General features: G+C 51.2%; 10 protein-coding genes. 3 read left to right on the top strand and 7 right to left on the bottom strand.

Annotated elements, in window-relative coordinates; translation table 11 throughout:
• Together OEM52_10675 and OEM52_10680 are read right to left on the bottom strand one after the other, a co-directional pair.
• The coding region (locus OEM52_10675) for a methyltransferase domain-containing protein (GenBank protein MDK9700597.1) at positions 1–731 on the bottom strand (731 nt) is incomplete at its 3' end.
• 4 nt (positions 732–735) lie between these two features.
• Positions 736–2,604, bottom strand: a complete 1,869-nt coding sequence (locus tag OEM52_10680) for a hypothetical protein (protein ID MDK9700598.1) — start codon at positions 2,602–2,604, stop codon at positions 736–738.
• Positions 2,605–2,802: 198 nt separating this feature from the next.
• On the opposite strand from OEM52_10680, the gene OEM52_10685 reads away from it, so the two are divergent.
• Positions 2,803–4,689 carry an ADP-ribosylglycohydrolase family protein gene (locus tag OEM52_10685; GenBank protein MDK9700599.1) on the top strand — a complete coding sequence of 629 codons (1,887 nt, stop codon included), beginning with the start codon at positions 2,803–2,805 and terminating at the stop codon, positions 4,687–4,689.
• 6 nt (positions 4,690–4,695) lie between these two features.
• Here the strand turns inward: OEM52_10685 and OEM52_10690 are convergent, their stop codons facing one another.
• From OEM52_10690 to OEM52_10705, 4 genes are all read right to left on the bottom strand, one after another.
• Positions 4,696–5,931 (bottom strand): SpoIIE family protein phosphatase, encoded by a 1,236-nt coding sequence (locus OEM52_10690; GenBank protein ID MDK9700600.1) that lies wholly within the window; start codon positions 5,929–5,931, stop codon positions 4,696–4,698.
• Positions 5,932–5,954: 23 nt separating this feature from the next.
• On the bottom strand, positions 5,955–6,293 hold the full coding sequence (locus tag OEM52_10695; GenBank protein MDK9700601.1) for an STAS domain-containing protein: 339 nt from the start codon (positions 6,291–6,293) through the stop codon (positions 5,955–5,957).
• Between the two features lie 245 nt (positions 6,294–6,538).
• The gene (locus tag OEM52_10700; protein MDK9700602.1) at positions 6,539–6,793 is read right to left on the bottom strand and encodes a type II toxin-antitoxin system RelE/ParE family toxin; all 255 of its coding nucleotides are present in this window, start codon (positions 6,791–6,793) and stop codon (positions 6,539–6,541) included.
• Positions 6,786–6,992 carry a type II toxin-antitoxin system Phd/YefM family antitoxin gene (locus OEM52_10705; GenBank protein ID MDK9700603.1) on the bottom strand — a complete coding sequence of 69 codons (207 nt, stop codon included), beginning with the start codon at positions 6,990–6,992 and terminating at the stop codon, positions 6,786–6,788. The genes OEM52_10700 and OEM52_10705 overlap by 8 nt, the downstream gene beginning before the upstream one ends.
• Before the next feature lie 346 nt (positions 6,993–7,338).
• Between OEM52_10705 and OEM52_10710 the strand changes: the two genes are divergently transcribed.
• Both OEM52_10710 and OEM52_10715 read left to right on the top strand, forming a co-directional pair.
• On the top strand, positions 7,339–8,685 hold the full coding sequence (locus tag OEM52_10710) for a TldD/PmbA family protein (protein ID MDK9700604.1): 1,347 nt from the start codon (positions 7,339–7,341) through the stop codon (positions 8,683–8,685).
• Positions 8,686–8,706: 21 nt separating this feature from the next.
• On the top strand, positions 8,707–10,152 hold the full coding sequence (locus OEM52_10715; protein ID MDK9700605.1) for a TldD/PmbA family protein: 1,446 nt from the start codon (positions 8,707–8,709) through the stop codon (positions 10,150–10,152).
• A 280-nt stretch (positions 10,153–10,432) separates the two neighbouring features.
• Here the strand turns inward: OEM52_10715 and OEM52_10720 are convergent, their stop codons facing one another.
• A complete protein-coding gene (locus OEM52_10720; GenBank protein ID MDK9700606.1) occupies positions 10,433–10,642 on the bottom strand; it encodes a hypothetical protein in 210 nt (69 codons plus the stop codon).
• Positions 10,643–10,712: the final 70 nt, after the last annotated feature.

The following is a 10,712-nucleotide window of genomic DNA, read 5'->3' on the forward strand; positions in this document are numbered from 1 at the left end:
ACAAAGAGCAAAAAGGATGATAAATTCCGTAATCCCAACTTGTAAGAAAATAACTCATAGAGTACGCTTATCAAATAAAACGGCACAAAAAAACTAAAATAGGATGATTGGTAATAACTAAAATCAAACCCATCAATAACAAATCCTTGTTTTTTAAGAAGCTTACTCATTCTATAATAGCTACATTGATCATAATAAGCAGGAAATCCAGAATTTACCCGTTCCGGAAAAATAAAAAACAAGAGCTTCCGACCGAATTTCTTTGGCAGCATTTGGTTGATCATGGAGAACAAGGCGTACTTCGCCGGACAGACGTGAATAAAATATCCCCCGGGTTTTAGCGATGCAAACGCCCGTTGGAAAAACCTCGCGTTATTCTGCAGATGTTCGAGTACCATTCGGGATGTGATCAAATCAACCGAATTGTCCGCGAATGGAAACTCATTGTTCACGTCGGCAACAACTTTATCGTCGATATCGTGATTCTGTTCCAATGCCGCAGGAAGAATATCCACACCGACAATTCTTATTCGCAGTTGTGGATCGCGAAGTTTTGCGAACGGACACTCTATTCCTGCTCCAACATCGACAACCAACGCATCCGGTTTCTGGTTTAGATGCTCGGATATGCGGTTAATATACTGCTCGATGATAAGTGGTGTTCGATAGGCTAAATGCATATCGATTTTATAGCAAATCTTCTTGTTCAGGTTAACAAACCAACGAAACATACGTTTACCGATCCGGGTTAAACTGAAACGAGAGCGACCAAAGAGTAGCGGTCTCGGAGTAATTCTTCTTTGCAACATCGAACAAACCGGGGCGCCGTTGCAGTGCGTCTGCCCGGTATGCATTCCGTTGTTCCGGTTGGGTGTTGAAGGCACCCGATTGCACCTGCCGCCAGGAAAGTCCAAGCCAGCAATGCTCGATGAGCTCGTAGCGCAACGCTACTTCCACGGAGTTCGCGTGCTCGCCTTGTCCTTCCCCCCACGGAATACTCAATTTTGCTACGCTTTTCGGATACATCGAGCCGATATCGCCGGGCGCAAGCTCCACGCCGTTTAGAGTAGCTGTTTCCACATGGCGGAACATCGCCGATTCGGCGGAAAGGTGCCAGCGCATGCCCGGCTGCCATTCCGTACGAATTGCCAGTTGGTCGGCGTTCGGCGGTAGATCGAGTCCCAGAGGAGTACCCCAGTGGTTGTAACGGTTGATGCCATAGAAATGGGAACCGGCATAGGGATCCATCCGGGCATATTCTGCCAGCCAACGCAAATTCTCGATGCCGAACGGATCGTCGATTACAGTACCACCAAGATACCCAAATTTATTTTGTAAATAATCGGTGCCCAGCTTCCCAACCGTCAAATCGTCGATCCATACGCCGCCATACGCTGAAATGTGTTTGTACGGGCGTACTGTCAAATCGATGGCGACACTCTTGTTGTCGTTGTCGCCACGATTATGTTCCGTCGCATAAAATAAATTCACTGGGATCAGATACGGCAATTCCGGGGCACGATCGCCATAGATGACCGCTTCGGCAAGACCCACGGTTAGCCAATGGCGCGGTGTCCACTCCAACCGGTGTGCGGCAACATACTTGGGACGATCCAACAGACGGAGCTGAGAGTCGCCGGGATCGGGAATCGTATCCTTCAGGGCAGGTTCGCTGCGAAGCCAACCATGGATGTAAACAAATCGCAGATGATCGGTAATCGCAAAATCCAACCGCAATTGATCGACCGGAGAGACTTGACTTCCTAAAGTAAGCTTATGCCGAATTCCCGGTCCCCAACCAACCGGTTCCCTGCCAAGCAACACATTGAGACGTCCAAAGGAATAGGACATCGAGGTCGTCGAAACGATATACTCATCACTCTCGTGACGATAGGTTTTCTCGTTCAGATTTCTGGTGATGAAACTCGGTTGTTCGCCTGCCGTCAGATGATCACTGGTGCCGTGTTCCTTCCAATCACGATAGGTATGAATGCCGTCGGTTGGGACTTTGTCCATGTGGTCGAGATAGCGGAAACTAACGCCGAGTTTCTCTTGCCATGTCATTTGCACCGACCACCCTAAACCGTACCGGTGTAACCGATCCCACTCGTTATCATGACTAAATCCCCAATCGTAACGGATTCGCGGATTTGCTTTTATCGCCAAGCCCGGGTTCTCGGACGAAAAAGCGCTTTCCCCTTTCCAATACAGTTTTTCGGGGAACCAGGTAAAGATTCCTTTTCGCAATTTTGCCGAACGGGATTCCAAATAGGCGGGTGGCTGTTTCTTTAACTCAAAAGCAAATTCCCGTTCCAAGTCGAGTAATCGTTCTGCATCGGCAATCGTGAGTTCCCCATAGATTTTATCGAGCAACGCCAGATAGCGTGCGACCTCCACGCGGGTTAAGGGGCGGTGGGTTGGCAGTGGTACTTCCAGCAGTCCCAAGTTTTCCGCGCGCTCCAGCAATAGGTAGGCGGGTGAACTGAGTGGTACAGTCGCACCTTGTGCATAGGCGGAACCAGTTGGAAGTAACATGGTTGCAATGAGTGCGACCAATAAACAAAGTAACGGAACAACTCGGGAATCAAAGTGAACTTGTGGCATCGGAACCTTGCGGTAGTAACAACTTGTAAGGTAGTCGATTGAAACCTGAAAAGACAAATCTTCGACTCGCTTTCCCGGAATCGACCCCGATTTTTGGTTTACCAATCTATCGCGTATTTTCCTCCCATTCCCGCAACCGACTACAAGATGCCAAGGGGAATCGATAACAATGAGGTATAATAGAATCGTGAGCAAACCATGTCGCATCCGTTGACAACCGAGGAACTACATCAAGCGCTGCGATGTGCCACCGACGCTGCTATCGAAGCAGGCGCGATGTTGCGGGTGGAGTTTCACCGGGCGGATGGGCCGCGCGGTTACAAGGATCACGCCGAAATCGATTTGCCGATGGAAGAGACCATTCGCGAGCGGCTGTTGACCGCATATCCCGAGTGGGGGTTTCTCGGAGAAGAAACGGAGAGTGAACTTTTTCCGCCCGGAAAGCCGTATTGGGTCGTCGATCCCAATGATGGAACGGTCGAATTTTTGAAGGGGGCACGCGGCTCATCGGTTTCAATTGGACTAGTACATCAAGGTAAAGCTGTATTGGGTGTTGTGTATGCGCCGGTTGCTCCCGATGACGACGGCGATCTATTTACCTGGCATGAGGGGGTGTCTGTTTTACGCAATGGCATTGCGCTCCCGCCGCTTTCCTCTAACATTCCCCGCAACGAACAAATACTGCTCGCGTCGCTTGGCGCCGACAAGAAGCCGACTATCAACTTACAACTAATACAACCGGGACGTTTCCGTTCCTCCCCCAGTATTGCGTATCGACTTGCGTTAACTGCCGCCGGGGAAGCTGATATCGGCATCTCGATCCAGAATCCGAAGGCGTGGGACGTTGCCGGTGGACATGCCATTTTACGCGGTGTCGGCGGAACGATTCGCAGCGACAGCCACGAAGAGCTCGTCTATGGTCCTACGGGAGAACTCATCGGGCGAGACCGCTGGCTGCTCGGTGGTCTCCCCTCCATTATCCGGGAGTATGCCAATCTGCACTGGGAAGAAATCTTCCGGGCGCAGTTCGATGTCACTGGGAAAGAAACGCCACAATATCCCGCGCGCTGGTCGCCGGGTGTGCATTATCGCGGTGACGCTATAATCCTTGCCCGGGCGCAGGGGTGTTTGCTGGGACAATTAGCAGGCGATGCATTAGGTTCCCTCGTCGAGTTCCATACGCCTGAACAAATCGCTGGGAAGTATCCCGAGGGCGGTCCCGACCGGATTGAATCGGGTGGCGTCTGGAATACGCTTGCCGGGCAGCCAACCGACGATTCCGAACTTGCTTTGTTGCTTGCCCGCAGTATCATTGCGAGGGGGGAGTACAACGATCAAGCGGCGTTGGTTTCCTATCGTTGGTGGTATCGCAGTAAGCCCTTCGACATCGGAACAACCGTTGGGAAAGCACTGGCTGCCGCGGATGCCGTTGCAGTCGATACGCTGTCCGCTGCCCACGAAGCGGCGCGGAACAATGTTGCAAGTGAAGCGAATGGCGCATTGATGCGGGTGAGTCCGTTGGGTATCTACTTTGCCCACGAGAAGAATCCGCGACCGATTGCTGAAGCGGCGATAGCCGATGCGCTGCTCACCCATGCATCCGATGTCTGCCAAGCGGCGAATGCGGTGTATGTAATCGCAGTGGCGACAGCAATTCGTACCGGGCATCGATACAAAACGTACCAAGCTGCTCTCACGTGGAGTGAGCAATTCGCACCTGCCGCGATTACTGAAGCGCTGCTGATTGCACAACGGGAACCGCCTTCCGATTTCATAACGAAACAGGGGTGGGTAGTGCTGGCATTGCACAATGCATTTTACCAGTTACTCCATGCGCCGAATTTTGCAGTGGGGGTAATTGATACCGTTCGTAGCGGCGGCGATACCGATACGAATGCTGCGATTGCTGGCTCGCTGTTAGGGGCATTGCATGGCAGGGACGCGGTTCCGTTGCAATGGCGGCGGGCGATTCTTAGCTGCCACTCGCAAAACGGACTTACCCATATCCACCACCCGCGACCACCAGCATTGTGGGGTGTCGATGCGCTCATCCTCGCCGAGAAATTGCTCTTGTTACGCTCGTAATTCGGTTTATTCTTCGTTCCGTGAAATCACCAATACGGTGATATCGTCGCTCTGCTCGGTGCCGCGGGTAAAGGCGTCTAGCCGTTTTTCCAAGGCAAAGAAAAATGCTTCATTCGATTGGTCGGCATACTTCACTGCAATCTTTTCCAACCGCTCTTGTTCAAACATTTTCCCGTTTCGGTTCGTCGCTTCAGTAACACCATCGGTATACAAGAGTAATCGCGCACCATGAGGAAACACACACCGCTCAGTCGTGCTGGGGAAATCGGGATTCAATCCAATCGGTAATCCGGTCGCCGGAAGTTGTTTACACCCGCCGGCTTTCGTCGAGAGCAAGATCGGTAAATGCCCGGCATTCCGATACACGAGTTCGCCGTCTTGGATGATTCCGAGAAATAGCGTGATGAAAACGCCAAACGGAAAAACACTCGAAAAGTGGTGGTCGATTTCGCTAAGCGTATCCAAGGGGGATTGTTCGCGCTGGGCGGTAAAACGCATGAGATTCGCCAACGCCGACATCCACAGCGCCGCGCCGGGTCCCTTTCCGCTGACATCGGCAATCGTGACGATATAACCATGGCGAGAAGGAAACGCATCGTAGTAATCGCCGCCCAAGGTACGTGCCACCCGGTAGTAACTCTGAATTTCATACCCGTTTAATGGAACAATCGAACTCGGCACTAACCGGCTTTGAAAAGTCTGGGCGGTATTTAATTCGACTTCCAACCGCTCTTTTTCCAACTGCGCTTCATACATCCGGCTCTTGAAAATCGCCAGCGCTGCCAGTGCCGCAAAGCATTGCAGCATTTGTTGCGCCTCGCTGGAAAAAGTGCCGCCGGTTGTTTGATTGAGCAGTTGCAGCGTACCAATCACTTTATCGTAAGCAACCATCGGCACACAGAGATAACCGCGGGTTGAAAAACCGGTTTTCTTATCGATCCCGGCGAAAAATCGTTCATCACACGATGCATCGGTGATGTTTACACTCTTGTGGTGTTGCGCGACCCACCCGGCAATCCCTTTTCCGACCGGTACTTTTACTTGCTTCATCTGCTCGGTGGTGAGATTGGTCGCGGCGGCAAGGGTGAGAATTTGCTCAAGCTCGTTCAATAAAAAAATCGAAGCGGCTTCCGCTCCGATTAGTTTTTGTGCTGAGATAAGTATTCTTCCAATCATTTCCTGCGAGTTGTTCGCATCGAGCACAGTCTGGATCGAGCGGGTGAGTGGTTCATAATCGAACATGGCAGGACGTTGTTCCGGTTCGCTTACGCTAGCGCTTTTATCGCTTTATCGATGGTCGGATAGATGGGAAGAATCTTCGATAGAAAGCTGATGTCGAGCACTTTCTTGATGTCGGCGGAAACATTTGCCAACGCAAGTTTCACCTGCGATTGTTGCGCAGTACTCAACATCCCCGCCATGACGCCGATCCCATAGGAATTTGCCCACTCCATTTTCTTTAAATCGAGGATGACGATTTTCATCGTACCGGCGATGATTTCGGAGCGGATCGCTTCGATTTGGTTCGCCTCTTCCGGTGTACCCATCCACTTGCCAGTCATTGCAACGATCAACGCCGCATCTTCCCGGCTGCTTAGGATCATTCCCACAGTTACCCCCTTTGAATAAGAGGGGGAGTATAGCACAATCCCTACCGCAAGTCAATGAGGATTCGTACATTGTATAGAATTTGTGTGGATACTTCCCGTTGAAAAACAAATTGTACTACGTTTGAGGGTGGAATCAATATTCCATAGGAGCGAGCTGCGCACGCACGCAATGGGTAGGAACAGGCAACCTCGCCGAGCAGCTGTTGTTAGCAGGCGTTTAATCGGTAGGTTTGAGGAAACTAACGGTATGCGTCTTTTCGGTGATTAACTATTTGAATTAAAATCGATTGATTAATTTCATCGATCTCATAAATCACCCGATAATCGCCAATACGAATCCGCCAACTATTTTTACTCCCGATAATTTTCCGGCTACCATGCGGTTTCGGGTTCTCCGTTAACGATCGAATTTCCGGGATTAATCTCCTGACTATCGGGGCGGGAAGACGATTAAGATCTCGCTCCGCTGCTTTAGTGAGGAGGAGATTATACATGTCCTAATCTACTATTTAGATACTCGTCGAAACTTCTCACTGTTTGAGGTTCCGCTTTCCGTTTCCGAAGCTCTTCCAAATCGACTTGATCTTCTAACCGTTCTAACATCTCTTCATACACATCGATTTCGAGAATGACTTTGGATGGCTTCCCTTTGTGGTAAACAATTTCCGGTTCGATTTTCAATCCGTCTTTCATAATCCCCTCCTTTGCTTAAATATACTACGACCATTCCGAATTCGATACAGATTTGCATTGTGTCACTAAGAAAATATAGCACTTACGAAGGGCATTCGCGATACGCCCGTTAGATGGGTACGGGCGCACCTTGTTTGCGCCCATTCGTTATTACAGGTCTGGAGACCTATCACTACCAATTCGGGCGGACATGGGAGTCCGCCCCTACCCACATGCAACGTTTTTGGTTATGACCTACACTAACCTGACGAATCCCAATAATCCACTGCGGACTTCGGAATTCCCCTCGTTTTCCTTACCGAATCGAGATTCCTTACATTACTATTTTCATAGGAATGGGTGATCCATGTTAACCGAATCGGAACTCAAGCAAATTGCGGAGCAAACCCTCGCCGAATGTAATGGCATTCCGGCCGAGGTCAATGTCTCCACCGGCGATAGCGCGTTGACTCGCTTTAGTGATAGCATCATCACGCAAAACGTCGCCTCGAAAACTGTCGGTCTCACGTTGCGGCTATTGCAAGATGGTCATATCGGCAAAGCGACTACTGGCAATCTCTCCGCTGCGGGCATCAAGAAGTGCGTTGATACTGCCCGTGCCGCGCTCGCCTTCACTTCGCCCGACCCGGAAGCGTTACCGTTGGTGATGCCGCAAACGTATCCCAGCGTCCCCGACCGCTTTGTCAAAGCATCGGCGGAAGCGACCCCGGAACAACGTGCCGAAGGGGTTATCCACGCTATCGACCGGTTCAAGAAAGACAATTTGAACGGCGCCGGGATCTACTCGAATAACGGCGGCGCGTTTGTGCTGGCAAATACAAACGGTCTCTATGCTTACAGCCATTCTTCCCACGCCTCGTTTTCAATTTCGGCGATGAGTGAAGACTCTTCCGGCTGGGCGCAGGATCACGACGACGATATCGCCAAAGTGAATATCGCCGAATGTGCCGAGACCGCTGCGCAAAAAGCGCTCATCGGAAAAAACCCGATTGGTCTCGAGCCGGGTGCTTATACCGTTATCTTCGAGCCGGCGGCAGTTGCCGAACTGCTCCTGTTTATGGCATGGGATGCCTTCAACGGACTCGCCTATGTCGAGGAGCGTTCCTGCTTCTCCGGTAAAATCGGCCAGAAAGTGGTCGGCGAAAATATCACCGTTGTCGACGATGCCTATCATCCGATGGCGGGCGGTCAGCCGTTCGATTTTGAAGGAATGCCGCGCAAAAAAGTAACGCTGATCGAAAACGGTGTTTTTAAATCTCCCGTCCATGATCGTCGTACTGCCAAGCGGATGGGCATTGAAACAACCGGACACGGATTGCCGCAACCCGATAGCTGGGGTCCGGTGCCGGTGAATTTGATTTTGCAACCGGGGAATTCTTCGACCGAAGAGATGATTGCCTCGACGAAACGCGGTCTCCTCGTCACCAAACTGCACTATGTCAATATCCTGAATCCGATGACATTGACATTAACCGGCATGACCCGTGACGGTCTCTTCCTGATCGAGGATGGTAAAGTTGTGAAGGGACTCAAGAATTTCCGGTTCACCGAATCGGTTCTACACGTCCTGAACAATGTCGAAGCGTTGTCGAAGCAGTTGTATAAAACCAGTTCCTTCTGGGGTGGCGGCGGCACCATCGTACCGGCAATGAAGGTGAACGATTTTCATTTCACGAGCAAAACCGAAAACTAAGGCGGAAGGAGAATTTCTAAGATGCGCGATTTAGCAGAACGTGCGGTAGACACCGCCAAAAGTCAAGGCGCGAGTTATGCCGACTGCCGGATTATTTTCACGAAAGAAGAAACGATCTCGACGAAAAACGGTAATGTCGGCGATTTGGATATCGGCGAAGACATCGGTTTTGGCGTGCGGGTATTAGCCGACGGCGCGTGGGGATTTGCTTGCAGTCCCAATGTCACGGCAACGGAAATCGATAAGGTTGCGGCGGAAGCGGTGCGAATCGCCAAAGCGTCGGCACGGTTAAAGAAAGGGGACGTCCAACTCGTCTCGGAACCGACCGTTGACGAGCGTTGGCAGACGCCGATTGCGGAAGATCCGTTTTCGGTATCGTTGGAAGATAAACTCGAATTACTATTCTCCATCGATAAGGTGCTGCGGAGCGATCCCCGCATTAAATCTGCCGAAGGAACACTTTCCTTCAAAGATGAGCATCAATGGATGGCTACCAGTGAAGGGAGCTTCATCGACCAGCAACTCATCCGCAGTGGCGCCGGTTATGCAGCGACCGCGGTGGGGAATAATGAAGTACAAGTACGAAGTTATCCCAATTCGTTCCGGGGACAGTATATGTCGCTCGGTTACGAATTAATCCGCTCGATGAAGTTACTGGAAAATGCCGACCGGGTACGGGAAGAAGCGATTGCGTTATTAACCGCTCCGACCTGTCCCTCCGGCGTCCGCGACATCATTATCGATGGGTCGCAGTTAGGATTGCAAATTCACGAATCGGTCGGACACGCCACCGAACTCGACCGGGTGCTCGGGATGGAAGCGAATTACGCCGGGATGTCGTTCGCGACGACCGAGAAACTGAACAACTTCACCTATGGCTCTCCAATAGTGAATCTGGTCTGCGATACAACCGTACCGGGCGGCTTGGCGACCCTCGGTTGGGATGACGATGGCGTCAGGGCGCAACGCTGGCACTTGGTGAAGAATGGTAAATTTGTCGGCTACCAGTTTAACCGCGAATTAGCCCACACCATTGGCGCCAATCGTTCGAGTGGCAATAACCGTGCAATGGGCTGGAGTCATATTCCGATTGTCCGTATTACCAACCTCTCGCTGATGCCGGGAGAATGGGAATTGGATAATCTGCTCGCTGATACGGAAGGCGGTCTGATGATGGAAACGAATCGCTGCTGGTCGATTGATCAATGGCGGTTGAATTTCCAATTCGGGGTGGAAGCGGCTTGGGAAATCAAGGGTGGCAAGAAGGGTCAAATCCTCAAGAACGCCAATTACCAAGGGATTACGCCGGAGTTCTGGGGTAGTTGCGATGCGATTTGCAACAACAACCACTGGGTGTTGTGGGGCGTTCATAATTGCGGGAAAGGTCAACCGGGCCAAACGGCGGAGATGTCGCATGGCGCGGCACCCACCCGGTTCCGTAATGTGAAAGTCGGCGTTGGAAATTAAATTCTTGGACATTTTTGGGTAGGGGCGGACCATCGTGTCCGCCCTTTGTTTTTTGTGGTGGATACGGGCTTCCAAGCCAGTTCGTAGGGCGGCCGGCAGCCGCCCGTGAGTAAGGGCGAATCTTGTGTTCGCCCTTTTCTTTTTTACAGGTCAGAAGACCTCTAACCACCATTGTAGGGGTTCGATTGATCGAACCCGTCGGGCTTGATAAATCAAGCCCCTACTGATGCAAAAAAAGGCGAGACTCGGAAACGAATCTCGCCTTTTTTGTTGGTAACGATTATTGATCACGTAGTTCGAGCGGTTGCTTGATCGTCGTTGCAACATCGACTGCCGATTGTCCGAGTAGATAACTCGATACAATGACCATAATCGCATCGACAATTTGTTGTGCCGTCTCCGGTGGTAATCCAATCTGATTGACGAGTACCGAGGTGAGAATAGCGGCGAGCGTCGCGAGCAATTTTCGCGACAACCATTTCTTGAGCATGATTTCCTCCGTTTTAGGTGATGGGTGGTGGGTGATGGGTGGTGGGTGTTAGGTGAAAAGTGAAGTAGGG

Source organism: bacterium (assembly GCA_030247525.1).
Lineage (GTDB): Bacteria > Electryoneota > JAOADG01 > JAOADG01 > JAOADG01 > JAOTSC01.